Source organism: Klebsiella sp. JN_Kp126 (genome assembly GCF_033843325.1).
Lineage (GTDB): Bacteria > Pseudomonadota > Gammaproteobacteria > Enterobacterales > Enterobacteriaceae > Klebsiella > Klebsiella michiganensis.
In genome coordinates, this window is the sequence record NZ_JAWXQV010000071.1 from 1 (window position 1) to 24806 (window position 24806).

The 24806-nt window shown below is 56.9% G+C and carries 25 protein-coding genes; 12 read left to right on the forward strand and 13 right to left on the reverse strand.

Going from position 1 to position 24806, the window contains the following annotated elements:
* Positions 1–251 precede the first annotated feature (251 nt).
* Positions 252–1286 (reverse strand): AI-2E family transporter, encoded by a 1035-nt coding sequence (locus tag SIK97_RS16330; protein WP_004119683.1) that lies wholly within the window; start codon positions 1284–1286, stop codon positions 252–254.
* Positions 1287–1811: 525 nt separating this feature from the next.
* Between SIK97_RS16330 and mdtJ the strand changes: the two genes are divergently transcribed.
* The 3 genes from mdtJ to SIK97_RS16345 all read left to right on the forward strand — a co-directional run bounded on the left by mdtJ (position 1812) and on the right by SIK97_RS16345 (position 4752).
* Positions 1812–2174, forward strand: a complete 363-nt coding sequence (gene mdtJ, locus SIK97_RS16335; protein WP_004851286.1) for a multidrug/spermidine efflux SMR transporter subunit MdtJ — start codon at positions 1812–1814, stop codon at positions 2172–2174.
* Entirely contained in the window at positions 2161–2490 is a 330-nt protein-coding gene (mdtI, locus tag SIK97_RS16340; protein ID WP_004851284.1) for a multidrug/spermidine efflux SMR transporter subunit MdtI, read from the forward strand. Before mdtJ ends, mdtI begins: the two co-directional genes overlap by 14 nt.
* Positions 2491–2595: 105 nt before the next feature.
* Complete coding sequence (locus tag SIK97_RS16345) at positions 2596–4752, forward strand: putative bifunctional diguanylate cyclase/phosphodiesterase (RefSeq protein ID WP_032748985.1); 2157 nt, start codon at positions 2596–2598, stop codon at positions 4750–4752.
* Positions 4753–4756: 4 nt separating this feature from the next.
* Here the strand turns inward: SIK97_RS16345 and SIK97_RS16350 are convergent, their stop codons facing one another.
* Positions 4757–5569, reverse strand: coding sequence for a trypsin-like serine peptidase (locus SIK97_RS16350; RefSeq protein WP_032748986.1), 813 nt, complete (start codon positions 5567–5569; stop codon positions 4757–4759).
* 772 nt (positions 5570–6341) lie between these two features.
* On the opposite strand from SIK97_RS16350, the gene SIK97_RS16355 reads away from it, so the two are divergent.
* Positions 6342–6668: a hypothetical protein gene (locus SIK97_RS16355; protein WP_223852501.1), complete on the forward strand. Its 327-nt coding sequence runs from the start codon at positions 6342–6344 to the stop codon at positions 6666–6668.
* A gap of 112 nt (positions 6669–6780) precedes the next feature.
* Here the strand turns inward: SIK97_RS16355 and asr are convergent, their stop codons facing one another.
* A complete protein-coding gene (gene asr, locus SIK97_RS16360; RefSeq protein ID WP_009654716.1) occupies positions 6781–7206 on the reverse strand; it encodes an acid resistance repetitive basic protein Asr in 426 nt (141 codons plus the stop codon).
* A gap of 174 nt (positions 7207–7380) precedes the next feature.
* Positions 7381–8868 (reverse strand): carboxypeptidase M32, encoded by a 1488-nt coding sequence (locus SIK97_RS16365; RefSeq protein WP_032748987.1) that lies wholly within the window; start codon positions 8866–8868, stop codon positions 7381–7383.
* Positions 8869–9168: 300 nt separating this feature from the next.
* Between SIK97_RS16365 and SIK97_RS16370 the strand changes: the two genes are divergently transcribed.
* Positions 9169–9261 carry a KPN_01571 family protein gene (locus tag SIK97_RS16370; RefSeq protein WP_004851273.1) on the forward strand — a complete coding sequence of 31 codons (93 nt, stop codon included), beginning with the start codon at positions 9169–9171 and terminating at the stop codon, positions 9259–9261.
* A gap of 35 nt (positions 9262–9296) precedes the next feature.
* Here SIK97_RS16370 and SIK97_RS16375 read toward each other — a convergent pair whose 3' ends face one another.
* Positions 9297–10547, reverse strand: a complete 1251-nt coding sequence (locus tag SIK97_RS16375) for an MFS transporter (protein ID WP_032748989.1) — start codon at positions 10545–10547, stop codon at positions 9297–9299.
* A gap of 118 nt (positions 10548–10665) precedes the next feature.
* On the opposite strand from SIK97_RS16375, the gene SIK97_RS16380 reads away from it, so the two are divergent.
* The 3 genes from SIK97_RS16380 to bioD all read left to right on the forward strand — a co-directional run bounded on the left by SIK97_RS16380 (position 10666) and on the right by bioD (position 13736).
* Entirely contained in the window at positions 10666–11559 is an 894-nt protein-coding gene (locus tag SIK97_RS16380) for a LysR family transcriptional regulator (RefSeq protein ID WP_025105786.1), read from the forward strand.
* Positions 11560–11692: 133 nt separating this feature from the next.
* Complete coding sequence (mlc, locus tag SIK97_RS16385; RefSeq protein ID WP_014229533.1) at positions 11693–12913, forward strand: sugar metabolism global transcriptional regulator Mlc; 1221 nt, start codon at positions 11693–11695, stop codon at positions 12911–12913.
* 127 nt (positions 12914–13040) lie between these two features.
* Positions 13041–13736, forward strand: coding sequence for a dethiobiotin synthase (gene bioD / locus SIK97_RS16390; protein ID WP_004851267.1), 696 nt, complete (start codon positions 13041–13043; stop codon positions 13734–13736).
* On the opposite strand, the gene clcB is transcribed toward bioD, so the two are convergent.
* From clcB to SIK97_RS16420, 6 genes are all read right to left on the reverse strand, one after another.
* The gene (gene clcB / locus SIK97_RS16395) at positions 13689–14984 is read right to left on the reverse strand and encodes a voltage-gated ClC-type chloride channel ClcB (protein WP_047723739.1); all 1296 of its coding nucleotides are present in this window, start codon (positions 14982–14984) and stop codon (positions 13689–13691) included. The genes bioD and clcB overlap by 48 nt on opposite strands.
* Positions 14985–15125: 141 nt before the next feature.
* Positions 15126–15734, reverse strand: a complete 609-nt coding sequence (gene dmsD, locus SIK97_RS16400) for a Tat proofreading chaperone DmsD (RefSeq protein WP_057173487.1) — start codon at positions 15732–15734, stop codon at positions 15126–15128.
* A 40-nt stretch (positions 15735–15774) separates the two neighbouring features.
* On the reverse strand, positions 15775–16632 hold the full coding sequence (locus SIK97_RS16405) for a DmsC/YnfH family molybdoenzyme membrane anchor subunit (protein ID WP_025105783.1): 858 nt from the start codon (positions 16630–16632) through the stop codon (positions 15775–15777).
* Between the two features lies 1 nt (position 16633).
* Complete coding sequence (locus SIK97_RS16410) at positions 16634–17251, reverse strand: DMSO/selenate family reductase complex B subunit (protein WP_057173488.1); 618 nt, start codon at positions 17249–17251, stop codon at positions 16634–16636.
* Positions 17252–17261: 10 nt separating this feature from the next.
* Entirely contained in the window at positions 17262–19697 is a 2436-nt protein-coding gene (ynfE, locus tag SIK97_RS16415) for a selenate/tellurate reductase subunit YnfE (RefSeq protein ID WP_057173489.1), read from the reverse strand.
* Between the two features lie 148 nt (positions 19698–19845).
* Positions 19846–20097: a DUF1161 domain-containing protein gene (locus SIK97_RS16420; RefSeq protein ID WP_004119709.1), complete on the reverse strand. Its 252-nt coding sequence runs from the start codon at positions 20095–20097 to the stop codon at positions 19846–19848.
* 102 nt (positions 20098–20199) lie between these two features.
* Between SIK97_RS16420 and SIK97_RS16425 the strand changes: the two genes are divergently transcribed.
* Entirely contained in the window at positions 20200–20910 is a 711-nt protein-coding gene (locus SIK97_RS16425) for a YnfC family lipoprotein (RefSeq protein WP_014229527.1), read from the forward strand.
* Here SIK97_RS16425 and speG read toward each other — a convergent pair.
* Both speG and SIK97_RS16435 read right to left on the reverse strand, forming a co-directional pair.
* Positions 20904–21464 (reverse strand): spermidine N1-acetyltransferase, encoded by a 561-nt coding sequence (speG, locus tag SIK97_RS16430; RefSeq protein ID WP_004102449.1) that lies wholly within the window; start codon positions 21462–21464, stop codon positions 20904–20906. The two genes, SIK97_RS16425 and speG, sit on opposite strands and share 7 nt — an antisense overlap.
* Before the next feature lie 62 nt (positions 21465–21526).
* Entirely contained in the window at positions 21527–21868 is a 342-nt protein-coding gene (locus tag SIK97_RS16435; RefSeq protein WP_004851259.1) for a DUF1283 family protein, read from the reverse strand.
* Between the two features lie 136 nt (positions 21869–22004).
* Here SIK97_RS16435 and SIK97_RS16440 point away from each other — a divergent pair, with 136 nt between their 5' ends.
* The 3 genes from SIK97_RS16440 (at position 22005) to SIK97_RS16450 (ending at position 24785) form a co-directional block, all read left to right on the forward strand.
* Complete coding sequence (locus SIK97_RS16440) at positions 22005–22331, forward strand: YnfA family protein (protein WP_014229526.1); 327 nt, start codon at positions 22005–22007, stop codon at positions 22329–22331.
* Between the two features lie 205 nt (positions 22332–22536).
* Positions 22537–23751, forward strand: a complete 1215-nt coding sequence (gene rspA / locus SIK97_RS16445) for a starvation-sensing protein RspA (protein ID WP_057173490.1) — start codon at positions 22537–22539, stop codon at positions 23749–23751.
* A gap of 14 nt (positions 23752–23765) precedes the next feature.
* On the forward strand, positions 23766–24785 hold the full coding sequence (locus SIK97_RS16450; RefSeq protein WP_025105779.1) for a Zn-dependent oxidoreductase: 1020 nt from the start codon (positions 23766–23768) through the stop codon (positions 24783–24785).
* The last annotated feature ends 21 nt before the right edge of the window (positions 24786–24806 follow it).

The window sequence follows — 24806 nt, forward strand, 5'->3', positions numbered from 1 at the left end:
TTCAGCGGCTCCGCGCTCTGCTCCCGGGGGCGGCGCAAAGCGCCTGCCCGGGCTAAAGGTTAAGGGTCGTCTGCGGGCCGGTAGCCCGGACAGATGCGCCGCATCGCCTCCGGGGAAGTTCAGCGGCTCCGCGCTCTGCTCCCGGGGGCGGCGCAAAGCGCCTGCCCGGGCTACAGGTTAAGGGTCGTCTGCGGGCCGGTAGCCCGGACAGATGCGTCAGCATCGCCTCCGGGGAAGCGTGCGCAATGGCGTTAGTTTTTACTCAAATCACTCAGCAGAAAGGCAATACTTTGCCCGGCCACCGTCTGTTCGAGGGCGATTTTGACGATAATCGTCAACGGTACCGAGAGTAGCATACCCACCGGGCCCAGCAGCCAGCCCCAGAAGATCAATGACAGGAAGACCACCAGCGTCGACAGCCCCAGCCCGCGGCCCATAATGCGCGGTTCAAGAATATTGCCGAACACCAGGTTAATCACCAGATAGCCTGCCAGGACCACCAGCGCTTCGTACAGACCGCCAAACACCAGCACCTGCAGGATCGGCGGGATCGCCGCGAGCACCGAACCAATGTTGGGAATGTAGTTGAGCGCAAAGGCCAGCAGTCCCCACATAAAAGCAAAGCGGACGTCCAGCAGCACCAGCATTCCCCAGACCACCAGGCCGGTCACCAGGCTGATGGCGGTTTTTAACACCAGGTAGTGGGAGACGCTATCCAGCGCGCGCTGAATCGCGCCCATTCCCTCCACCGGCCGCGACATCAGCTGCTGCAGCTTCGCGGGAAGCTGCGGCACTTCCAGCAGCATAAAGACCACCGTCAGCAGCAGCAGGAAGATAGAGGACATCGCGTTGGAAAGCTGGGTGAGCAGGCCGGTCACCAGCGTCATCACCGCGTTGGGGTCAATATACTTGTTCAGCTCCACCACCGACACGGTAAAGCCGAAGCGCTGTAGCCAGGGCGCAACGGTCTGCATCGGTTCATAGAGATAATTACGGTACTGCGGCAGGGTGCGCGCAAGCTCGTTAAGCGACGTGCCGAGCGAGGCCAGCAGCACAACGGCCAGCAGGACAATCACGCCGACCAGGAGCGAAATAGCCAGCACCCGCGGTACCCGGCAGCGCACCATGAGCTGAACCAGCGGGTTTATCACCACCGCCAGAAAGATCGCCAGAACAAAAGGAACGATAATATCCGCCGCGAAGCGAATGCCTGTCAGGATGATAACCAGCATGCCGAGCATGATGACTATTTTTAAGCCGTTAAGCGTGATGATGGGTTTGGCCATACCGCTCCCTGCGAGAGAAAAAATGGGGTCTAATGTGAGTCATTGTAGACGTTGGCAAAGTCGGCGTCTCAGCGCGTCGCGTCCGCTAAAATGAAAAAAAACGACCAATTAATCAATAATGGCCGGAACGATATCATAATGGTGATTGCGATCGGAAAAAACTAATCCAAATCAAATACCAGAGGTAAAGAACTGCAAAGACTTTGAGTTAAATGTGGCGTTATGGTACAAATCTGCGTGTGTATAACTACAGAGGACAATTTTGATCCGCAAATGACGAGAAGCAATACCGCGGATAATTGTAATTTTATGGACAATCAGTTCAGGATGTATATTTCTTTTCACCCTGCAGTATCCCTCTCTCACTCCCGCTTTCTCGGCGAGCAGCACTGGCGCTCGGCGCTTTAGTCTTCTTCTCTCTGCCTGAGCTGGCGCGCTGCGCACGGCTAATTTAACGTCAGAATTTTTCCGGTTTACTTCTCTGTAAGCCGCCATGGATTATATTCTCAAGCAGGAGAAGGGATCATGTTTTATTGGATTTTATTAGCTTTAGCTATCGTTGCTGAAATTACCGGCACGTTGTCGATGAAATGGGCAAGCGTAAGCGGCGGCCATACTGGTTTTATTTTAATGCTGGTCATGATCGCGCTTTCTTATATTTTTCTGGCTTTCGCGGTGAAAAAAATCGCCCTCGGCGTGGCCTATGCCCTCTGGGAGGGGATCGGCATTTTACTGATCACTATCTTCAGCGTCCTGCTGTTTGATGAGACGCTGTCGACGATAAAAATCGCCGGCCTGGTGACCCTGGTCGCCGGGATTGTTTTGATTAAATCGGGGACGCAGAAAGCGGTGAAGCCGGGCAAGGAGAAAGCGCATGCAACAGTTTGAGTGGGTCCACGCCGCCTGGCTGGCGCTGGCGATTGCGCTGGAAATTTTGGCCAACGTTTTTCTGAAATTTTCCGACGGCTTTCGACGTAAATTCTACGGCATTATGTCGCTGGCGGCGGTCCTGGGCGCCTTTAGCGCGCTTTCGCAGGCGGTCAAAGGAATTGACCTGTCGGTGGCCTATGCGCTGTGGGGCGGTTTCGGTATCGCGGCGACCATTGCCGCCGGCTGGGTACTGTTTGGCCAGCGGCTGAATCATAAAGGCTGGGCCGGTCTGCTTCTGCTGGTGGTCGGCATGGTGTTAATTAAACTCGCCTGATATGATGCCGCCTGTGAATGCGGGCGGCAAATTCTGCTCTCTGTATTACGCTTAAAAAAGAGCCAGTTCGGCGTATTTTGCTGCCGGCCGATATGAGGGCAGAACATGATTCATTTGCCAGGCTGGCGCAATATTCCCTCCGCCAGAACGCTGTCCATCATGATTGTCCTTGCCGGGATCGGCTTAATCGTGTCCATTGTTTCGCTCCTTTATCTCACCCAACACCTGATCGGCCTGAAAGCAAACGAAATTGATAAGCATCGTTCCGTGCTATCGGTGGATGGGGCGGTGCAGACCTCGGTGAACCGCGTGCTGTCGCTGGTGATGGATAACGCTATCTGGGATGATGCGGTGCATCAGACCTATGCCGACAGGCTCGATCCGCAATGGCTCTACAACTCATGGGGATCGGGTTTTAAAATCAATAATCTCTATGACGGCACTTTCATACTCGACCAGCACTATCGGGTGCTGTGGGGATCGTTTCGCAGTGAGAGCTTTACCGAGCAGGATACCCAATTCCTCGGCAACGGTTTTCGTGCGCTTATCTCGCAGCATGCCGCCGCGCTGCGCAGCGGTAAAAGCGCTTATGCCGGCATCACGCGAACCCGCGCCGGTATTGCGTTTATTGGTATTGGCCTGATTCGCCCGACGGCAGGGCGGCTACAGGTGCATGATGATACGCGTCGCTATCTGGTGATCACCCGCCATATCAACTCGCAAATGCTTGAGCGCCTGGGCGACACGTTTCAGATTCGCAACCTGCACGTCACGCCAGGCGGCGGTGAATACAGTATTCCGCTGCGCACCCAGGCCGGGGAGATCGTGGGTTACCTGAGCTGGCAGCCGGGGCTTCCCGGCGCGGAAGCCGCGCGGGCGGCCTCCGACAGTATGCGGCTGATTGCCGCCGTGGCGGCTGGGCTGATCCTGCTGTTTATTCTCTTCAGCTACCTCGGGCTTTACAAGCTGGCGCGCGGCGAAAAGCTGGCGCGCGACAGTGCCATGACCGACTGGCTGAGCCGCCTGCCAAACCGACGGGCGCTGATCGAACGCCTTAACCAGGTGTGCGAAACCTCCCAACACCAAATGCAAAGCGTGGTATTTATCGATCTCGACGGCTTTAAGGATGTTAATGATAACTACGGCCATGACGTTGGCGATGCGCTGATTATTCATATCGCTAAAGAACTTCGGGAGCGCGTTCCGCCTGAAGGGATGCTGGCGCGTATGGGCGGCGATGAGTTCGCGATGACGGTAAGCGGCGAACAGGCGGTAAATCAGGCGCTGGCTTTTGCCTGGGCGGTACTGGAACTGTTAAAAGCGCCCGTTATCCTCAACGAGCGAAAAATTTATATCAGCGCCAGTATCGGTATCGCCAGCGGCCTCCCGGCAAGCTGCTCCAGCACCGAGCTTTTTCGCCGCGCTGATATTGCCATGTACCATTCGAAGAAAACCGGCAAAGGGCGCACGACCTGGTATGACGAAGCGCTCAGCGACGCGCGGCAGTATCAGCTGAATATCGAAAATGGCATTCGTCAGGGACTGGAGAACGAAGAGTTTGATGTCTGGTATCAGCCGATTGTCAACGCCGATACGCTGGTTATGGAAGGCGTGGAAGCGCTGCTGCGCTGGCCGCGGCGTCCTCAGGGGGCGCTGCCGCCGGATGCGTTTATCGGTATCGCCGAAAGTAGTGGTTTGATCTACGCGCTTGGCCAGTTTGTGCTTGAACGCGCCTGTAGCGAACTGCAGCCACTGGACGATCTGCTGCTGTCGGTGAATATCTCCCCGGCGCAGTTCCGCGATCCGGAGTTTGAGTCGCGGGTGGTGCAGGTGCTGGGCCGCTGTCATTTCCCGGCCCGTCGGTTACAGCTCGAAGTCACGGAGAGCTACGTTCTGGAGAATCCCGAGCGGGCGAAGACGGCCATTGAGAATTTAAGGGCGCTTGGCATCGCGGTGGCGCTCGATGATTTTGGCACCGGCTATTCCAGCATCGGCTATTTACGCAGCTTCAGCTTCGACAGTCTTAAAATCGACAAGTCCCTGGCCGGGCTGGTGGATGTGGATACCCAGGCGGCGGAGCTGGTGCGCGGGACCGTCCGTATTGCCGGAGCGTTAGGCATCACGGTAGTGGCGGAGGGCGTTGAGAATCAGCAACAGCTGGCGCTGCTGCGGCGGGCGGGATGCGACAGATTGCAGGGTTTCTTCTTCAGCGAGCCGATGCCCGTCGCGTCGTTATTGCAGCTGCGCCAGCAGCAAGGCTGACCGCTTACTGGGCAGCCAGCGCTTCAAGCTTATCGCGAAAGCCAGTGACGGAGATGGCGCGGTTGTCCGCCCGCCAGCGATCTTTTGGTCCAGGCGCCGAACTCTGCACCGCAATCACCTGCCAGCCGTCGTCGGTTTTCAGCAGCAGCGGCGAGCCGCTATCCCCCGGCAGCGTATCGCACTGATGAGAGAGCACCGATGTCTGCGCCCAGCCGGTGACTACGCAATCCTGGTGGGTATAGAGATTATCCAGATGATCTTCCGGATAGCCAGCCTGAGTCACTTTTCGTTCTGCGGTTTTTAGCGCGGCGGTCAGATCGGCTTTGCTGCCGCTAAAAATCGGCACCGGCGTAATGCCGGAAGGGGCGTAGCGCAGCACGATAAGGCCAAAATCCCACGGCGCCGCGGCGCTGGGAACTATCCAGCCATCGCCGTCCGCCTTAAGCCGTTTCCCCAGCGAAGGATCTACGCGGCCTTCAATACCGTGAATTTCGTACACCCAGCCGCCTTTACGCGAGATAAAACGCAGCGCGACGGGTTTATCCGGTTTGCCTTTGGGCGGCGTGAGCAGGCAGTGCCCGGCGGTGAGCGCCAGATTGGGGGCGATAAGCGTGGCGGTACAGAGATTACCGCTGGCGGTTTCCAGTTGCCCAATCGCATCCCAGGGATCGTCCGTGGGGTTGCTGACCGGTTTTCGGTCGTCGTGACCAAAAAACAGCGTCTTAATATCTTTTGCACTCATGCCATCATCGTCGGCCTGGACCAGCGCTGGAAACAGGGAAATTGAACACAGTAATAACAGGACGTCTCTACGCATATCACTCTCTGGGGAGATAATTATGTATATTGAAAGTAGCAGCAGATTTAAGTTTATGAAAGTTAAGAATAATTTTAATTAAGCCAGGCGGCAGGCGAAATCAGCAAAAAACGCCAGTCGCTTACGGATGAATGGCGTGAATTCAATATGTTAACGCCATTTTCCTGCGGCGTTATTTCCGCAGAAAAGGGCAGCGGAAGCAACATAAATCGTGTATCCGAACGTACAACAGGCGGGTGCCGAATAAAGGATTTGCGGTTCAGCTTTTTCTCAAGGCAGTTAATGGCGAAAACGGCCAATATCACGCAAAAAAAGAGATATCTTCACAGGAAAATCGGACTTCTTTACCTGTTTATCACTTACTTTCAAAGCGAAACATTTTCTCACCGAAAACGTTGTTATTGCTATCACCTTGTTGAGCAAACAGAGATGTTATCCCGGCGATGATATCTGCAATGTCAAACACCCGATGTACGGGAGGATTTATGTCTAAACAAGGTATTCGCGCATTGGTTTACGTTTCGCTGGTATCAGCAATGATTTGGGGCGCGACGGGCTATCTGCTGGTGACGGCGGTTCACGTTCTTTAATCCGCGGCCTCACCGTGGTGGAACCAGGCAGGTTTAAGCGGCGGGCTGAGCGCGTTTTGCGGCCAGCGCCGCCCGTTCCGGCGTTTGATTGATAGATAAATCCCCGGGCAGGCCGCCGGTGTTCTCGTCAGCAAAATCTTCGTCCCTTACATTTTCTCTTCCGGGCGCTAACGCTGCCGGTAATGTTGCGTGAAGGTGCCGTTGCGCAGCAGGTGACAACAAAGCGTAGCGGGGTGATGGCAGGTTTGGCGACCGCATTAAGCGACCCCAACGATATTCTCTTTTTTTCGCAGTCTATTCATATCGCCGACGGTATCGGCTGCTGTCTGGGGCTGTTGACGGCGGTGTGGGTGCGTATCGACCGGAGCGTGCTTTCGCTTGATATTCTGGCGGTTCGTCGTTGGCTAACGGCGCGTTACGTCAAACGTTTGACGACGGTCTCGGCGACAACCTGTGGCAGCAATAGGTTTAGTAAAGAAAAAAACGGCTGGCGACCAGCGCGCAGATAATCAGCAGGATCAGGATGAGCTCAAAACGATAGCGCCGCAGCATGGTGCTCTCCAGAAAAAAACGGCGCTGAAGCCAGCGCCGATATCATATCACATCGCTTAACCCGGGAGATTAAGCAGCCGGTTGTGCAGCTGGTTTAGCGGTATGATGTTTGGTGGTTTTGTGGTGTTTTTTCGCTGCCTGTGCTTTCTGAGCTACTGGTTTAGCAGCGGCTTTTTTGTGTTTCTTAGCGGCCTGAGCTTTCTGGGTGGCAGCCGGTTTAGCTTCTGCTTTTTTGTGCTTTTTAGCGGCCTGCGCTTTCTGGGTGGCAGCGGGTTTAGCGGCTGCTTTTTTGTGCTTTTTCGCAGCCTGTGCTTTCTGCTCAGCAGCCGGTTTCGCAGCGGCGGTATGGTGTTTCTTGTGGTGGGTCGCTTTAGCGGTGGTGCTGTGAGTTGCAGCAGCCGGCGCCGGAGTCGTGGTGGTGGCAGCATCGGCAGCGAAAGCAACAGAAGACAGACCCATTGCAGCGGCAACGACCAGAGCTAATACTTTTTTCATTCTGATATCCTCGAAAAGGTTTCTTGTTTCAACCCCACTGCGGGGCCGTTGAAAGAACTATATGCCTGTCTTATCGAGGTTTCCGTGAGTGTTTGGTATCGGCGTGTAACCATATGTACAACGCGCTGCTACAACGATGGGACACGGCGTCGGGCGCGGCCCGACGCCGGTGATTTACAGATAACGCGAGGTAAGGTGCTGGCGGAAATAGTCGCTGTTAAGGTCTTCTCCGGTTGCATGCTGAATCAGCTGCGAGGTGGTAAAACGGCTACCGTGCTGCCAGATATTTTGCCGCAGCCAGTCAAACAGGGCGCTGAAGTTACCGTTGGCGATATCGCTTTCCAACTGCGGCAGCGCCCGTCTGGCGGAAGCCATCAGCTGAGCGGCGTACATCGCGCCAAGCGTGTAGGAAGGGAAATAGCCAAAACCGCCGTCGGTCCAGTGGATATCCTGCATACAGCCGTCGCGATAGTTGCCGAGGGTGGAAAGTCCCAGCCAGTGCTGCATTTTTTCATCCCACAGCGCCGGAATATCCTCGACCTCAATATCGCCATCAATCAGCGCGCGTTCAATTTCGTAGCGCAGAATAACGTGTGCCGGATAGCTCACTTCGTCAGCGTCGACGCGGATAAAACCTGGCTTGACGCGCTGATTCCATGCGATGAAGTTTTCGTGGCTAAAGGCCGGCTGTTCACCAAAGTACTGGCGTACCGTTGGCAGCAGGCGCTGCAGGAAGGCGTCGCTACGGCCAAGCTGCATCTCGAAAAACAGGCTTTGCGATTCATGGATCGCCGTGGAGCGGGCGAGGGCAATGGGCTGATCGAGCCAGTTGCGCGGCAGGTTTTGTTCATAGCGCGCGTGGCCGGTTTCGTGAATGACGCCAAACAGCGCGCTGAGCAGGTCGTTTTCGTTGTAGCGCGTGGTGATACGGACGTCCTGGGGCACGCCGCCACAGAACGGGTGGGCGCTGATATCCAGGCGTCCGCCGTCAAAATCAAATCCCAGCACGCGCATCGCCTCCAGCCCCAGCTCGCGCTGGTCGGCAATCGGAAACGGCCCTTGAGGTTCGATGAGCGGCGTTTGCGCCTGCTTCTCAACCACCTTCTCCAGCAGCGAAGGAAGCCAGGATTTCAGGTCCGCGAACAGTACGTCAAGACGGGCGCTGGTCATATCGGGTTCAAAAATATCCAGCAGCGCGTCGTAGCGGGAACCGCCTTTTGCCGCAGCCCGAATCTGCGCCTCTTCGCGACTCAGTTTGACGACGTCACGCAGGTTCTCGGCAAAACCCTGCCAGTCGTTCGCCGGACGCTGGCTACGCCAGGCGTGCTCGCAGCGGCTACCCGCCAGCGATTTCGCTTCCACCAGGCTTTCCGGCAGCAGCGCCGCCTGTTCGTACTGGCGGGTCATTTCGCGCAGGTTGGCCTGTTCCACATCATTTAGCTCTTCCTGAAGCGCATTCTGCAGCCATTCACCCACTTTTTTATCGGTCAGGATCTGATGCTGCAAAACGCCAAGCTCGGCCAGCGCTTCGCCGCGGGCCGCGCTGCCGCCGGGGGGCATCATGGCGAACATATCCCAGCCGGCGATGGCGGAAAGATGCGAGAAGCGGGAGAGTCGCTGGAAGGTTCGGGTAAGCTGATGATAATTTTTATTTTCGGTCATGTTTACACTCTGACGGTGGCAAGTGAACAAAAGCTTTTTCGTGGGCCTACACTATCGCGATCCGCCGGTGGGGTCGAGGGATGCGGGCGCTTTCGACATAAATCACCCCGACGTTAATGGGAAATTGCCCACAGCGTCGGCTTGCCCGCTCGACGCAAGCATCAGCATAATGTAGTGATTAATCGATTGCGTATTTTATGTTTGGCTCGAAATAATCCAGATGTGCGTAAAGTAGCAGACGCTTTCTCTGAACTACGGCTAAACTTAATGCAGGCACAGGCCGCCGATGCGAGGTGGATTATGAATCCGTTTACCTGGCTGTTTATAGCACTGCTTTCCGTCGATGCCGTTAGAGAACTGTTGGGAATGTCGTCGGTACTGGGGATGTGGTGAAGAGCGTGGCCCGTTTCAGGCCACGTTAATCTGCGTTATTTCAGTCGCTTGTGTAAACACGCGCCGGTGAGCAGCGCCGCCAGCAGCATCAGCGCGATAAACCCACCTACGCCGTTCCAGCCGTAGTTATGCCAGAATACGCCGCCTAACGTCCCCGCCATGCTAGAACCCAGATAGTAGCTGAATAAATAGAGCGATGACGCCTGGCCGCGGGCACGACGCGCGCGCGGGCCAATCCAGCTGCTGGCCACCGAGTGGGCCGCGAAGAAACCCGCGGAAAACAGCAGCATGCCGATAAAAATCAGCCACAGCGACGAGAACAGGGTCAGCAGCAGGCCACCGAGCATCACCGCAGTCGAGAACAGCAGCACCGGGCCGCGACCGTAGCGAACGGTCATGGCCCCGGCTTTCGGCGAACTCCAGGTACCGGTCAAATAGGCCACCGATAGCAGGCCAACGACCGTCTGGCTGAGGGACCACGGCGAAAGCATCAGGCGGTAGCCGATATAGTTAAACAGCGTCACGAATGACCCCATTAACAAGAAACCCTCAAGAAACAGCAGCGGCAGCCCGCGATCGCGCCAGTGCAGGCGGAAGTTGATCAGCAGCGATTTTGGCCGCAGCGAGGTTGGACGGAAGTGGCGCGATTCCGGCAGGATGCGCCAGAACATCAGCGCGGCCGCCAGCGCGAAGCCGCTAATGACCGCCAGCGCTATCCGCCAGCCGAAGAAATCGGTAAATACCCCCGTCAGCAGACGGCCGCTCATGCCGCCAATGGAGTTTCCGCTGATATAAAGACCCATTGAGAACGCCACCACGCTGGGGTGAATCTCTTCGCTCAGATAGGTCATGCCGACCGCCGCCACGCCGCTCAGCGACAGGCCGATCAGGGCGCGCATCATCAGGATCCCATGCCAGCTGGACATCATCGTCGACAGCAGTGAGCAGCAGGAGGCCAGCACCAGCGCGGTAACCATCACCTGTTTGCGGCCAATAGCGTCGGACAGCGGACCGGTAAACAGCAGGCCGACCGCCAGCATCGCCGTGGAAATCGACAGCGAGATACTACTGCTGGCCGGCGAGACGCCAAATTCACTGGAGAGCACCGGGAGGATCGGCTGGACGCAATAAAGCAGCGCGAACGTCGCCAGTCCGGCAGAAAAGAGGGCGAGAGTGACGCGAATAAATTGCGGAGTACCGCGTTTGATAAACTGGTTTGGCTGAGGAGCGATGATGTCGCTGACGTCGTTTGCCGGGGCGGTGTCAACGGTAGTTGTACGACTCACGGAAAAATCCTTGCTGATATACAGAGAGTTAAGTGACCGCAATGGCCACTTATTCAGGGTATGAAAATGTAAATATTCTGTCTAATATATTAATAATCTCAAATAAGACGTTTTAAATATGAATATTGAACTGCGCCATCTGCGCTATTTTATTGCCGTGGCGGAAGAGCTCCATTTTGGCCATGCGGCGGCGCGGTTAAATATCTCTCAGCCGCCGCTTAGCCAGCAGATTCAAATCCTTGAACAGCAAATTGGCGCGCGTCTGTTTGCTCGTACTAATCGCAGCGTCAGCCTGACCGAAGCCGGGAGGCAGTTTCTCGCCGATAGCCGGCAGATCCTCTCGCAGGTCGATGATGCTGCCGCGCGCGCGGCTCGGCTTCACCACGGCGAAACCGGCGAGCTGCGCATTGGATTTACCTCATCGGCCCCCTTTATCAAGGCGGTTTCCGACACGCTGTCGACCTTTCGCCGCCGCTATCCCGATGTGCATATTCAGACGCGGGAAACCAACACGCGCGAGCAGATTGTGCCGCTGAACGAGGGCGCGCTGGATCTGGGACTGATGCGTAATACCCAGCTGCCGGATACCCTGGTCTGGGAAAGAGTGCTGCGCGAACCGCTGCTGGCGATGGTGCCCCGCGATCATCCGCTGGCCAGCAAGCCGCGCGTAAGCCTGCGGGAACTGGCGCGGGAGCCGTTCGTGTTTTTCGATCCCCATGTGGGTACCGGGCTGTATGACGACATTCTGGGCTTGATGCGCCGCTACGACCTGACGCCAGCCATCACCCAGGAGGTGGGGGAGGCAATGACGATTATCGGCCTGGTGGCCGCCGGTCTTGGCGTGTCGATTTTACCGGCGTCCTTCAGGCGGGTCCAGCTGTTGGAAATGTGCTGGCTGCCGATCGAAGAGCAGGACGCGGTGTCGGAAATGTGGCTGGTGTGGTCGAAGCATCACGAACAGGGGCAAGCGGCCCGGCGTTTTCGTGAATCGCTGCTTGCCAGCGCCACATGAGACATTTAGGACAAATAACGGCTAAAAATGTGCGGTAAATCACAAGGCTAAGCAAAAATTTGACGAGTACCGTTGAAGTGCTTCACCATAGCCATCAGTTTATTTCGAAGCGCGAAAATAAAGGGAGTCAACGGTGGTAGCGGACAGTCAGCCAGGCCATATCGATCAAATTAAGCAGACCAACGCGGGCGCGGTTTATCGCCTGATTGATCAGCTTGGCCCGGTGTCGCGCATCGACCTCTCGCGCTTCGCGCAGCTGGCCCCTGCCAGCATCACCAAAATCGTCCGCGAAATGCTGGAAGCGCATCTGGTCCAGGAGACGGAAATCCAGGAGCCAGGGAGCCGGGGAAGGCCTGCCGTTGGCTTGATGGTGGAAACCGAAGCCTGGCACTACCTCTCTATCCGCATCAGCCGCGGCGAGATCCACCTCGCGCTACGGGATTTAAGCAGCGCGCTGGTTGTGGAAGAGCAGCTGGAACTGGCGTTACAGCACGTTCAGCCCTTCGCGAGCCGGCTGCTCGATCAGGTTGACCAGTTCTTTATTCGTCACCAAAAGAAGCTGGAGCGTTTAACCGCCATCGCCGTCACCATGCCGGGGATCATCGATACCGAGCACGGTATCATCCACCGGATGCCGTTTTATGAAGACGTTAAGGACATGCCGCTGGGCGAAATCTTAGCCAATCATACCGGCGTATCGGTTTACATTCAGCACGATATCAGCGCCTGGACCATGGCCGAATCGCTGTTTGGCGCCTCCCGGGGAGCGCGAGATGTGATTCAGGTGGTGATTGACCATAACGTTGGCGCGGGCGTGATCACCGACGGTCGTCTGCTGCACGCGGGCAGCAGCAGTCTGGTCGAAATCGGCCACACCCAGGTCGACCCGTATGGTAAACGCTGCTATTGCGGTAACCATGGCTGTCTGGAAACCATTGCCAGCGTGGAGAGCGTGCTGGAACTGGCGCAGATCCGCATGGCGAAGTCGATGAGCTCAATGCTGCATCAGCAGCCGCTGAGCGTTGAATGGCTATGTCAGGCCGCGCTGCAGGGGGATTTACTGGCGCGGGACATTATCAGCGGCGTCGGGAACCACGTTGGACGGATTCTGGCGATTATGGTTAACCTCTTTAACCCGCAGAAAATCCTTATCGGCTCTCCCTTCAATCTCGCCGCGGATATTCTGTTTCCGGCAATATCTGATTGTATTCGACAACAATCGTTACCAGCCTACAGCCGACATATTGCCGTGGAAAGCACCCAGTTTTCTAACCGGGGAACGATGGCTGGCGCGGCCCTGGTAAAGGATGCCCTCTATAACGGATCGCTGCTGATACGACTGTTACAGGGTTAACATTTTTTCATATTCACACCAAAAATTGCGCTATCTCAAGCTGGCTTCCGGCAGCATCGCGTAGACTTTTTCCACAGTTGATTATTTCTCTCCCGTATATTTCATCAACATAACTGTGGGGTTAGTGATGTTTAAGCGTTTCTTCATAACAGGTACTGACACCGCTGTCGGCAAGACGGTGGTTTCCCGTGCGCTGTTGCAGGCACTGGCTGCCAGCGGCAAAAGCGTCGCCGGGTACAAGCCTGTGGCGAAGGGCAGTAAAGAGACGCCGGACGGACTGCGGAACAAAGATGCGCTGGTCTTACAGAGCGTGTCATCGCTGGTGTTACCGTATGAAGCTGTCAATCCCATCGCGTTAAGCGAAGATGAAAGCAGCGTGGCGCACAGTTGCCCGATCAACTACGGACTGCTGTCGGATGGTCTCCAGCGCCTCAGCGGCCAGGTTGAACATGTGGTGGTTGAAGGTACCGGCGGCTGGCGCAGCCTGATGAACGACCTGCGTCCGCTTTCGGAATGGGTGGTGCAGGAACAGCTGCCGGTGTTAATGGTCGTCGGCATTCAGGAAGGCTGTATCAATCATGCTCTGCTGACCGCGCAGGCGATTGCCAACGACGGCCTGCCGCTGATCGGCTGGGTGGCCAACCGGATTAACCCAGGCCTGGCGCATTATGCTGAAATCATCGAGGTGCTGAGCAAAAAGCTGCCGGCGCCGCTGATCGGTGAACTGCCTTACTTACCGCGCGCGGAGCAGCGTGAACTGAGCCAGTATATCGACTTATCGATACTCGGCGAGGTGATGGCGGTAGATAGAATCCCGGCGTAACGTCCGCGACAGCACCGACGCCAGTACGCTGGCAATCAGTAAACCGGGCAGTAAAACGTATTGTCCGGTCATTTCACAAATCATCAGCGTGGACATAATCGGCGCGTGGGTGGTGGCTGCCAGAAACGCCGCCATGCCGGTTAAGCCAACCACTATCGCGATAGCCTGGTAATCAGGTAGCCACAGCCCGGCCAGGCTGGCGAACAGCATGCCGATCCCCAGCCCAACAAACAGCGTTGGTGTAAAAACGCCGCCCGGCGCGCCGGAACCGCTGCTGGCCAGCACGGCGAGCAGCTTGCAGACAAACACCACAATCATGGCGCTGAAGAGCGGCGGCGAAAGAAGATAGCTTTGCACAACGCTATAGCCATTTCCCCAGACGGCCGGCGCGAGCAGCGACAGCAGACCGACGATAAGGCCGCCCAATGCCAGCTGCCACGGAGGCGACAGGCGCAGCCGGACAAAGCACCGGTGGCTATAGCTCATCAGCCAGATAAACAGCGGCCCGCAAAGCCCGGCCAGCAGCGCCATCGCCAGCATCAGCGCATAGTGCGTCGCGCTCAGGGTTTCGTGGAATTCAACGTGATACAGCGGAGCCGAATCGCCGTTCAGCAGATTGGTCAGCAGCAGGGCCACCACCGCGGCAATCACCACCGGGCCAAGCGACGCCAGCATCAGGGTACCGAATAAGATCTCGGCGATAAACAGGCTCCCGGCCAGCGGAGCGTGGTAAGCGCTGGCCATCCCGGCGGCGGCGCCGCAGGCTACCCATAGCTTCCACTCTTCTTTTGGCGTAAAGCGGCGGGCGAACAGCGACGCGGCCAGCGCCGCCAGCAGGATCATCGCCCCCTCGCGACCGATGGCGCTGCCGGTCGTCACCACCAGCAGAGAGGCCAGCGATTTTACCAGGCTGGCTGGCGTATCAAACACGCCGTCGCCGGTCTCGAGCGCTTCCATATAGTCGGTTGGCGCACGGGGCCGCGCAAGGGTGCGGCGCTGCCAGAGCCAGAGCAGGGCGCCAGCCGCAAGGCCGCCAAGCGCGGGCGTCAGCAACCGACGCCATGGTGGCAACGACTCGGCGGCGTTCACCAGGCTTCCGCTGTCATTGCTCAGAAACAGGCTTTCCAGACCGGTCATCGCATGGCGAAACAGGGCAACCGCGAGCGCGGCGAGGACGCCGACCAGCATGGCGATAACCATGCGGCGAAACATAACCTGAACATCAGGATAAGCGTGAAGACGATGCATCAGCGAATTCGGTTAACGGGGAATGGGGCTTATTTTTACCGGGAATAAGCATAGACGCAAAAGCGATAAGTGCGAAAGAGGCTAAAGGTGACGTTGTCACGAAATGCGTTATGCCCGGCGGGCGGGCATAACGTCAGGGCATTAGCGGTAGAGCGGCTTATCCGCGACCGCGCAGGGCAGCCGTGCCTGCCATCGCGTCAGCGTTTCTTGCGCCAGCTGACCAAGAGCCTGATAAAAAGGGTTTCCCGCCCCGGCAATAAACACGCTCAGAAAGCGGCTCGACCACGGGAGAAGATGCCAGGCCAGAAGCTGGTTAAATGCCTCATCCTGACCGGATTCACAAAGCCAGGCCGCCAGCAGTAGCAGCGTACCGAAGTGGTCTTCCGGTTCAGCGCGTTGCTCAGACAAACCGATGCCGTTAGCCCGCATCCACTCGCGCAGCGCCAGCGTAGAGTCGCCAAACAGCACGCTTTCTTTATCCAGCCAGACGGAGCCCCACGGCGGCGCAGGCAGCGCCCACGGGCCGATGAACAGCCGCTGCCAGGCGTCCGCCAGCGGTTCATCGTCTTCGAGAGCGAACTGCGCCGCCAGGCCGTTCGCGACCGGCCTGGGCCACTGACTTTGCCAGCTGCCGTCGCGCAGGGCGGCAACCAGCGGAGCAGCCTGCTCGCTGCCCGGAGCATAAGAGAACAACGCCCCCAGCGTACGGGCGCTGAGTGCGACGGTATCGCGGTCTTGCGATTGCATCATATCTATTCCTTACTGCAGAGGGTGCCGCGGCACCCATTCATTAACCGGCAATCGCCGTACCGACGGTCATATGTAGGCCATAAAACAGGCCGCGACCGATAAACTCGCCGAGTAATACCAGTATCAGTCCGAGCAGCAGGCTGGCGATGCGCGGGTTTTTCTTTCTTGCCAGCGGGCAGATCCAGCAGCCAAGGCCCAGCGCCAAAAATGCTAAACGCAGGATTTGTAGCCAGCCGTAGTTTGGCAGCAGGGCGCTGGCCTGCTGCACGGAACTGCGGATCTCCGCCAGTTCGCTGTTCTGCAAAATGACCACGGCCAGGCTTGCCAGCAGCGCGAGGACGCTCATCGACGCGAAGACCGTGCCGTTAAAAGGCACGTTGGCTACCCGCAGCAGCAGGGCGGCGAAAAGCGGCCCGCACAGCACCATCGTCAGGAAGAAGGCGGCGGTGGTGTAGGCATTATACCAGGTCGGCACGGTATTAATTTGATAGACCAGGGTCATCTCCAGGACGAACAGGCAGCCGAGCAGCATGGTGAGCAGAAGCCAGGCCTTGGCCAGGATTGCCGGCATTTTGCCGAGAAACGTCAGCAGCCACCAGACTCCTCCGACGGCGAAAAACAACGCGCCGCTGGCGATTTCATTACTTAACGCCGATGCGCCGACCCGGGTAAGAGAGTTAAATGCCCGCAGCGGCGAGCCGAGGTGGATAATCGACGCCAGAAAGCCAATCCCCATGACCAGCCAGATAAAAAACATGCAGCGCACCAGGCGCTGCCGGGCTTCGGAGTTATTATTCAGCGAAAGCCAGCCGAGCCCGCTGACGATTATCGCCCCTGCAACGCTTTGCCCCAGCACCGTAAACAGCACCAGCGGCCATTCATGCCATCCATTTCCCATTTTACACCTCCTTCGGATTGGCCAGATAGCCGGTGGTATCACCGCACGGACGCGCGTTGGCGTTCGGTTTGATCGCGATACTCGGCCTGGTGAAGTGCGCGGACGGCAGCGGGGCGACGGCGGCAAGCTGACCGTGCTTTTCGCGCAGTTCTTCGATGGGACCAAAGTCGAGCGCCCGCAGCGGGCAGGACTCGACGCAAATCGGCTTTTTACCCTCGGCGACCCGGTCATAGCAGCCGTCGCATTTGGTCATATGGCCCTTTGCCGCGTTGTACTGCGGCGCGCCGTACGGGCAGGCCATATGGCAGTAGCGACAGCCGATGCATACCTCTTCGTTCACCACCACAAAGCCGTCATCGCGCTTGTGCATGGCGCCGCTGGGGCACACTTTCGTGCAGGCCGGGTCTTCGCAGTGGTTGCAGGCGATGGACAGGTAATAGGCGAAGACGTTTTGCTGCCACACGCCGTTGTCCTTCTGCCAGTCGCCGCCCGCGTATTCGTAGATGCGGCGAAAGCTCACGTCAGGCGTGAGGTTTTTATAATCCTTGCAGGCCAGCTCGCAGGTTTTACAGCCGGTGCAGCGGGCGGAATCGATAAAAAATCCATACTGAGCGCTCATGGTTTACTCCTTAAACCTTCTCGATTTCGACCAGATTGGTGTGCTGCGGATTGCCTTTAGCCAGCGGCGAAGGGCGGTGCGTCGTCAGCGTATTAATACAGGATCCGCGATCGATACGATCGCCATTCATGTTGGCGTCATGCCAGGCGCCCTGGCCCATCGCCGACACGCCGGGCATGATGCGCGGGGTCACCTTAGCCGGAATGTGCAGCTCGCCGCGGGCGTTGAATACGCGCACCATATCGCCGTTCTTAATCCCGCGCTTTTCGGCGTCCAGCGGATTTAGCCACACCTCCTGACGACAGGCCGCCTGCAGGACATCCACGTTGCCGTAGCTGGAGTGGGTACGCGCTTTATAGTGGAAGCCGAACATTTGCAGCGGGAATTTCTCGCGCAGAGGATCGTCCCAGCCTTCGAAAGTAGACGCGTATACCGGTAATGGACTGATGGTTTCGTCTTTTTCCAGCTGCCATTTGGCGGCGATATCCGCCAGACGGCTGGAGTAGATCTCGATTTTACCCGACGGTGTTTTTAGCGGATTGGCGACCGGGTCTTTGCGGAAGTCGCGGTAGGCCACAAAGTGGCCGTTGGGGTCTTTACGCTTGTAAATCCCCATCTTTTTCAGTTCATCGTAGCTCGGGAGCGCCGGGTCTTTCGCCAGCATCTTCGCGTACAAATGCTGCAGCCACTGCTCCTGGGTACGGCCTTCGGTAAACTTCTGGTGGACATCCTCGCCAAGCCGTTTTGCCACTTCGCTGAGGATCCAGTAGATAGGTTTGCGCTCGAATTTAGCGGAGGTAACTGGCTGAATAAAGATGAGATAGCCCATATTGCCGGCGTAGTCGTTGGGAATAATGTCTTCCTGCTCGACGGTCATCAGGTCCGGCAGCAGGATATCGGCGTATTTGGCCGAGGAGGTCATAAAGTTTTCGATAACCACGATCGTCTCGCACTTGCTTTCGTCCTGCAGGATCTCGTGGGTCTTATTGATATCGGAGTGCTGGTTAATGATGGTATTGCCGGCGTAGTTCCAGATGAATTTAATCGGCACGTCCAGCTTCTCTTTCCCTCGAACGCCGTCGCGGGTGGCGGTCATCTCCGGGCCGCGGTCGATGGCGTCGGTCCAGCTAAAGCAGGAGATGGCGGTTTTAACCGGGTTGGTCAGTACCGGCAGGCGTTCAATGGTGATGGTATAGGTGGATTCGCGGGCGCCGCTGTTGCCGCCGTTAATGCCGACGTTGCCGGTCAAAATAGGCAGCATGGCGATCGCCCGGGAGGTCAGCTCGCCGTTAGCCTGGCGCTGCGGACCCCATCCCTGGCAAATGTAAGCCGGCCTGGTGCTGCCAATTTCCCTGGCCAGCTTGATGATGCGGTCGACGGGAATGCCGGTGATCCGCGAGGCCCATTGCGGCGTTTTCGCCACGCCGTCATCGCCCTGTCCGAGAATATACGCTTTGTAATGCCCGTTCTTCGGGGCATCTGCCGGCAGCGTTTTTTCATCGTAGCCGACGCAGTACGTATCAAGGAACGCCTGATCGACCAGATTTTCATTAATCAGCACCCAGGCGATGCCCGCCACCAGCGCGGCGTCGGTGCCGGGGCGAATCGGGATCCACTCATCCTCCCGCCCGGCGGCGGTGTCCGTGTAGCGCGGGTCTATAACGATCATCCGCGCACTGGAGCGCTCGCGCGCCTGTTCTAAATAATAAGTGATACCGCCGCCGCTCATGCGGGTTTCCGCCGGGTTATTGCCGAACATCACCACCAGCTTGCTGTTTTCGATATCGGAGGTGCTGTTGCCGTCGTTGCTGCCGTAGGTGTAGGGCATGGCGCAGGAAATCTGCGCGGTACTGTAGGTCCCGTACTGGTTTAACGAACCGCCGTAGCAGTTCATCAGGCGCATAACCGGTGAGGCGGTGGGCGACGATCGCGTCATATTGCCGCCGACAATCCCGGAGGAGTAGTTAATATAAACCGCTTCGTTGCCATACTCTTTGACGATGCGTTTGAGATTGTCGGCGATCGTATCCAGCGCCTCCTCCCAGCTAATGCGGACAAACTTGCCTTCGCCGCGTTTGCCGACGCGCTTCATCGGGTAGTTGAGGCGGTCAGGGTGGTTAATACGACGACGAATGGAACGGTCGCGCAGGCAGGCGCGCACCTGGTGATCGCCATAAATATCCGCGCCGGTATTGTCGGTTTCGACCCAGACGACTTCATCGTCACGCACGTGTGAACGCAGGGCGCAGCGGCTGCCGCAGTTGACCGAACAGGCGCCCCAGACGATACGCTCCTCGCCGTGAGCGGCGTCTTGCACCGCGGCAGCGGCGTGACTCAGGCTGAAAGGCAGCGATAAACCGCCGGCGGCGAGAGCCAGCGAACCAAGGGCGGTTGATTTGATTAGCGTTCGACGGGTAAGGCCGTCGGTATGTTCCTGGTTAGACATTGCTCACTCCATGATTTTGTTATAATGGCGTAATGCCAACGCCTTCGTAAGGTCGGCGTGGAGAGTGAGGAATGATACTTAAAATGGAGTAGAGAGATCTTATCCCTGGTCAACCGAGGGATAAGACTTCTCCAGACATTCGGCGAGGTTACTGCGCACCGCTGTCGCGGGTATAGATGATTTTAAAGGTGTCGTTGGCGCAGTGGCCGACAACCTGTGCGCCAGGCTGATCGGGCTGGTCGTTCGGGACTATCGTCAGGCTGAAGCCCGATTCCGGGACGCCGTTGTTGATGATTTTCTGCTGAATATCGCTTTTTACCCGCTCGCAGGAATCCGGCGCCGCGAAAGCAGCTGTCGAACCCAGCAGCAGAGCCGCACATAGCCAGGGTGATAGTTTCATCATAAACTCCTTATTAACGTTATCCAGATTTAAGCATAGCAGAAGTGGTGTAAACAATTGTATTTGCTAATATGATTGAACTATGCACAAAAGGAATCGCGCGTGAAAAAACGGTTGTTGCTGTTACTGGCTGTCGGGGCGCTTAGCGCCTGCGATGAAAAGGGCGCGCCGCAGGCCTTCACCCCGGAAATGGCCAGCTTTTCTAACGAATTTGAGTTCGATCCGCTGCGCGGGCCGGTGAAAGCGTTTAGCCAGACGCTGTATGACGAACACGATCAGGTGGTGAAGTGGGTTAAAGGGCGTTTATCCAGCGAAGGGTGCTTTGACCTGCTGGCATTTGAGGATCGGGAGAATAAAACCGGTGCGGCGTTGGTGCTGGACGCTAACTACTACCTGGATGCGCAAAGCCACGAAAAGCGCCTGCGTTTACAAGGCAAATGTCAGCTGGCGGAAATGCCCTCGGCAGGGGTCTCCTGGGAAACCGATGATAACGGGTTTGTCGTCACCGCTCGCGGCAAGGAGAGTACAGCGACGTACCGCTACGATAGAGAAGGCTATCCGCTGGGCAAAACCACCATAGCCAAAGGTGAACAATTTACGGTGGCCTCAACGCCGTCATCCGATCCGCGCAAAAAAATGGACTACACCGCAGTGAGCACCTTCAATGACCGCGCGCTGGGCAACGTAAGCCAGACCTGCGATTACGACAGTCACGACAACCCGGTAAGCTGCGAGCTTAAGGTTGTCGACGACAGCGTGCAGCCTGCGTTAACCCGCCACTACACCATCAAAAGCACTATTGACTATTACTGAGCCGTCGGTTTCAGCAGCGTCTGGCCCTGCGGTTTATGCTCGGCCAGATACTGGTGCTGGAACAGGCACATGCGGATGGTATTGCGGTATTCGCCGTTAATAAAGAATTCATGAATCAGCTCGCCTTCCACCATAAATCCGAGTTTGCGGTAGATGTGGATCGCTTTTTCATTTTCTTTATCGACGATGAGGTAGAGCTTATACAGGTTGAGCACCATAAAGCCGTAATCCATCGCGAGCTTAGCGGCGCGGGTGGCCAGACCTTTCCCCTGATAATCGGGAGAGATAATGATCTGAAACTCGGCGCGGCGGTGCACGTGGTTGATTTCAACCAGCTCAACCAGTCCGGCCTTTTCGCCGTCGCATTCAATGACAAAGCGGCGTTCGCTCTGATCGTGAATGTGTTTGTCGTACAGGTCGGAAAGCTCAACAAAGGCTTCATAGGGCTCTTCAAACCAGTAGCGCATAACGCTGGCGTTGTTGTCGAGCTGGTGGACAAAGCGAAGATCTTCGCGCTCAAGCGGGCGGAGTTTGACGTGATAAGCGTCAGTCATGGGAGTACCTGTGTGTTATAGCGAAGTTTTGGTGATTGTGGCGCCCGTGCGGGCGCCATTCATTACGGGGTAATGGTGCGACCGGTGCGGCGGTCAAGGCAGCGCAGGGTGTTAGGCTCCCAGTACGCGTTGACGTTCGCGCTCTTCTGGCAGTTGTCCTGGGCGTCAAAAGCCACGTCGGCTTTATCCCACTCTTTTTCGGCGCGCTTGTTGACCTTCTGGCGTAAAGTGCGGGTGTCATTCCACTGCTCTTTTTCCATGGCGGCCTGCTGGCGGCTCTGGGCGCTGTCGCCGGATTCGATGACCAGCTTGTCCGTTTTGGCGAATGACGATGCGGTAAAGACCACCGCGCTCAGCGCCAGCAGGGCAGTCAGGCACCAGCGTTTGTTCAGTGTTGTGTTCATCACGATTTCCTTTAAGCGATTCCCTTGGATTGAGTTTACTACATCTCCTTTCGACGGCATACCCGACAAAACAGAGTAAACGACGGCCATTATTGCGTAGAATGCGTTAACGCTTGTTCAACTTACGACGCTTTGCATGTTAAAAACCACGCTGCTTTTCTTTGCTACCGCCCTGTGCGAAATCATTGGCTGCTATTTACCCTGGCTCTGGTTAAAACGCGGGGCGACGCCCTGGCTGCTGATGCCGACGGCCCTGGCGCTGGCGCTTTTTGTCTGGCTTCTGACGCTGCACCCCGAGGCCAGCGGACGGGTTTATGCCGCTTACGGTGGGGTGTACGTGTGTACTGCGCTGCTGTGGCTGCGCTTTATCGATGGCGTCAGACTCAGCCACTATGACTGGGCCGGCGCGCTGGTTGCGCTGTGCGGCATGCTGATTATTGTGGCCGGCTGGGGACGCGCATAGCCTCTTTTACCGAGTGAGCCGGGCCAGGTGATGCTGTCCCGGCCCATCTCTTCCTGCCTTCTCGCTCGCTTTCTCTGTTCACGCCGCTTTTATCCCCGATGAGATACTGTGATCTGCCGCGTCTTTTTCGATCGTTATACTTGTATGGTAGTAGGTCTGGTGGTTTACTTTTACCCACTAACCGCACAGAAGTAAGGAATGAGAAATGAAGATCGTTGCCGCTGAAGTTTTCGTCACCTGTCCGGAGCGCAACTTCGTCACCCTTAAAGTCACCACCGATGACGGGATCGTCGGGTTAGGTGACGCGACGCTAAACGGTCGCGAGCTGTCCGTTGCGTCCTATCTGCGGGATCATCTCTGTCCGCAGCTGATTGGCCGCGACGCGCATCGCATCGAAGATATCTGGCAGTTTTTCTACAAGGGCGCCTACTGGCGTCGTGGTCCGGTCACGATGTCGGCGATTTCCGCTATCGATATGGCGCTCTGGGATATCAAGGCGAAAGCCGCAGGCATGCCGCTCTACCAGCTGCTGGGCGGGGCTTCGCGCGAAGGCGTGATGGTCTACTGCCACACTACGGGTCACTCCATCGATGAAGTGCTGGATGACTACGCGCGCCACAAAGAGATGGGGTTTAAAGCGATTCGCGTGCAGTGCGGCGTGCCGGGGATGAAAACCACCTACGGGATGGCGAAAGGTAAAGGGCAGGCCTACGAACCGGCAACCAAAGGCCAGTGGCCGGAAGAGCAGCTGTGGTCTACCGAGAAGTATCTCGATTTTACGCCACAGCTGTTTGCCGCCGTACGCGAAAAATTTGGCTTTAACGAGCATCTGCTGCACGACATGCATCATCGCCTGACGCCGATTGAAGCGGCGCGTTTTGGTAAGAGTATTGAAGATTACCGCCTGTTCTGGATGGAGGATCCGACCCCAGCGGAGAATCAGGCGTGTTTCCGTTTAATTCGTCAGCATACCGTCACGCCGATTGCCGTCGGAGAGGTGTTCAACAGCATCTGGGATTGTAAACAGCTGATTGAAGAGCAGCTGATTGACTATATCCGCACCACCATTACCCACGCAGGCGGGATTACGGGGATGCGTCGGATCGCCGATTTTGCCTCGCTTTATCAGGTACGCACCGGTTCACACGGGCCGTCCGATCTTTCTCCGGTCTGCATGGCGGCCGCGCTGCACTTCGACCTGTGGGTGCCGAATTTTGGCGTCCAGGAATATATGGGCTATTCCGAACAGATGCTGGAAGTCTTCCCGCACAGCTGGACGTTTGATAACGGCTATATGCATCCGGGTGAAAAACCGGGGCTGGGAATTGAGTTCGATGAAAAACTGGCCGCGAAATACCCCTATGAACCGGCCTATTTGCCTGTAGCGCGTCTGGAAGACGGCACGTTGTGGAACTGGTAAAGAAGGAAGTCAAAATGAAAAGTATCGTGATTCGCCAGCCCAACGAACTGGTGATTGAAGAGCGTCCGATCCCGCAGCCTGCCGCGGGCGAAGTGCGGGTAAAAATTAAGCTGGCGGGGATATGCGGTTCCGATAGCCATATTTATCGCGGCCACAATCCGTTTGCCAAATACCCGCGCGTTATTGGTCATGAATTTTTTGGCGTTATCGACGCCATCGGAGAAGGGGTTACCGACAAAGCCATCGGCCAGCGGGTCAGCGTTGATCCGGTCATCAGCTGCGGCCATTGCTATCCTTGCTCGGTGGGCAAACCAAACGTCTGCACCTCTTTGGTGGTGCTCGGCGTGCATCGGGATGGCGGCTTTAGCGAGTACGCGGTGGTGCCGGCGAAAAATGCCTGGCAGGTTCCGGACAACGTGACGGACAGACATGCGGTGATGATTGAGCCTTTCACTATCGCGGCCAACGTTACCGGGCACGTTTCGCCAACCGACCAGGATATCGCGCTGGTCTACGGCGCCGGGCCAATGGGCCTGACGACCATTCAAGTGCTGAAGCGGGTGTATCGCGTTAAGCAGGTCATCGTGGTCGATCGCATTGATGAACGCCTGGAGATGGCCCAGCGTAACGGCGCGGATTGGGTGATTAACAACAGCGTCGTGCCTCTGGCGGATACGCTGAAGGCGGAGGGGGTACTACCGACGCTGATTATCGATGCGGCCTGTCATCCCTCGATTCTACAAGAGGCGGTCACCCTGGCTTCTCCGGCGGCGAGAATTGTTTTAATGGGATTCTCGACGGAGCCTTCGCAGGTTGCACAGCAGGGTATCACCGGCAAAGAGCTCTCTATTTTCTCGTCGCGTCTTAACGCCAATAAATTCCCGGTGGTCATAAAGTGGCTGGAACAAGGCTTAATTAACCCGGAGGAGCTGATTACTCATCAATTTGCTTATCAACATGTTATCGATGCACTGGAGCTTTTTGAAAATGACAGGAAACGTTGCTGTAAGGTTTTATTAACCTTCAGCCAATAACAACAGGTGCGGACTCTGTAT

Coding starts and splice junctions, on each gene's coding strand:
- SIK97_RS16355 (WP_223852501.1), top strand. CDS start 6,342: ATGTTGCGTGAAGGTGCCGTTGCGCAGCAGGTGACAACAAAGCGTAGC.
- clcB (WP_047723739.1), bottom strand. CDS start 14,984: ATGCATCGTCTTCACGCTTATCCTGATGTTCAGGTTATGTTTCGCCGC.
- rspA (WP_057173490.1), top strand. CDS start 22,537: ATGAAGATCGTTGCCGCTGAAGTTTTCGTCACCTGTCCGGAGCGCAAC.
- SIK97_RS16380 (WP_025105786.1), top strand. CDS start 10,666: ATGAATATTGAACTGCGCCATCTGCGCTATTTTATTGCCGTGGCGGAA.
- asr (WP_009654716.1), bottom strand. CDS start 7,206: ATGAAAAAAGTATTAGCTCTGGTCGTTGCCGCTGCAATGGGTCTGTCT.
- SIK97_RS16345 (WP_032748985.1), top strand. CDS start 2,596: ATGATTCATTTGCCAGGCTGGCGCAATATTCCCTCCGCCAGAACGCTG.
- ynfE (WP_057173489.1), bottom strand. CDS start 19,697: ATGTCTAACCAGGAACATACCGACGGCCTTACCCGTCGAACGCTAATC.
- mdtJ (WP_004851286.1), top strand. CDS start 1,812: ATGTTTTATTGGATTTTATTAGCTTTAGCTATCGTTGCTGAAATTACC.
- bioD (WP_004851267.1), top strand. CDS start 13,041: ATGTTTAAGCGTTTCTTCATAACAGGTACTGACACCGCTGTCGGCAAG.
- SIK97_RS16440 (WP_014229526.1), top strand. CDS start 22,005: ATGTTAAAAACCACGCTGCTTTTCTTTGCTACCGCCCTGTGCGAAATC.
- mdtI (WP_004851284.1), top strand. CDS start 2,161: ATGCAACAGTTTGAGTGGGTCCACGCCGCCTGGCTGGCGCTGGCGATT.
- SIK97_RS16420 (WP_004119709.1), bottom strand. CDS start 20,097: ATGAAACTATCACCCTGGCTATGTGCGGCTCTGCTGCTGGGTTCGACA.
- SIK97_RS16365 (WP_032748987.1), bottom strand. CDS start 8,868: ATGACCGAAAATAAAAATTATCATCAGCTTACCCGAACCTTCCAGCGA.
- SIK97_RS16370 (WP_004851273.1), top strand. CDS start 9,169: ATGAATCCGTTTACCTGGCTGTTTATAGCACTGCTTTCCGTCGATGCC.
- SIK97_RS16330 (WP_004119683.1), bottom strand. CDS start 1,286: ATGGCCAAACCCATCATCACGCTTAACGGCTTAAAAATAGTCATCATG.
- speG (WP_004102449.1), bottom strand. CDS start 21,464: ATGACTGACGCTTATCACGTCAAACTCCGCCCGCTTGAGCGCGAAGAT.
- SIK97_RS16405 (WP_025105783.1), bottom strand. CDS start 16,632: ATGGGAAATGGATGGCATGAATGGCCGCTGGTGCTGTTTACGGTGCTG.
- SIK97_RS16435 (WP_004851259.1), bottom strand. CDS start 21,868: ATGAACACAACACTGAACAAACGCTGGTGCCTGACTGCCCTGCTGGCG.
- SIK97_RS16450 (WP_025105779.1), top strand. CDS start 23,766: ATGAAAAGTATCGTGATTCGCCAGCCCAACGAACTGGTGATTGAAGAG.
- dmsD (WP_057173487.1), bottom strand. CDS start 15,734: ATGATGCAATCGCAAGACCGCGATACCGTCGCACTCAGCGCCCGTACG.
- SIK97_RS16410 (WP_057173488.1), bottom strand. CDS start 17,251: ATGAGCGCTCAGTATGGATTTTTTATCGATTCCGCCCGCTGCACCGGC.
- SIK97_RS16350 (WP_032748986.1), bottom strand. CDS start 5,569: ATGCGTAGAGACGTCCTGTTATTACTGTGTTCAATTTCCCTGTTTCCA.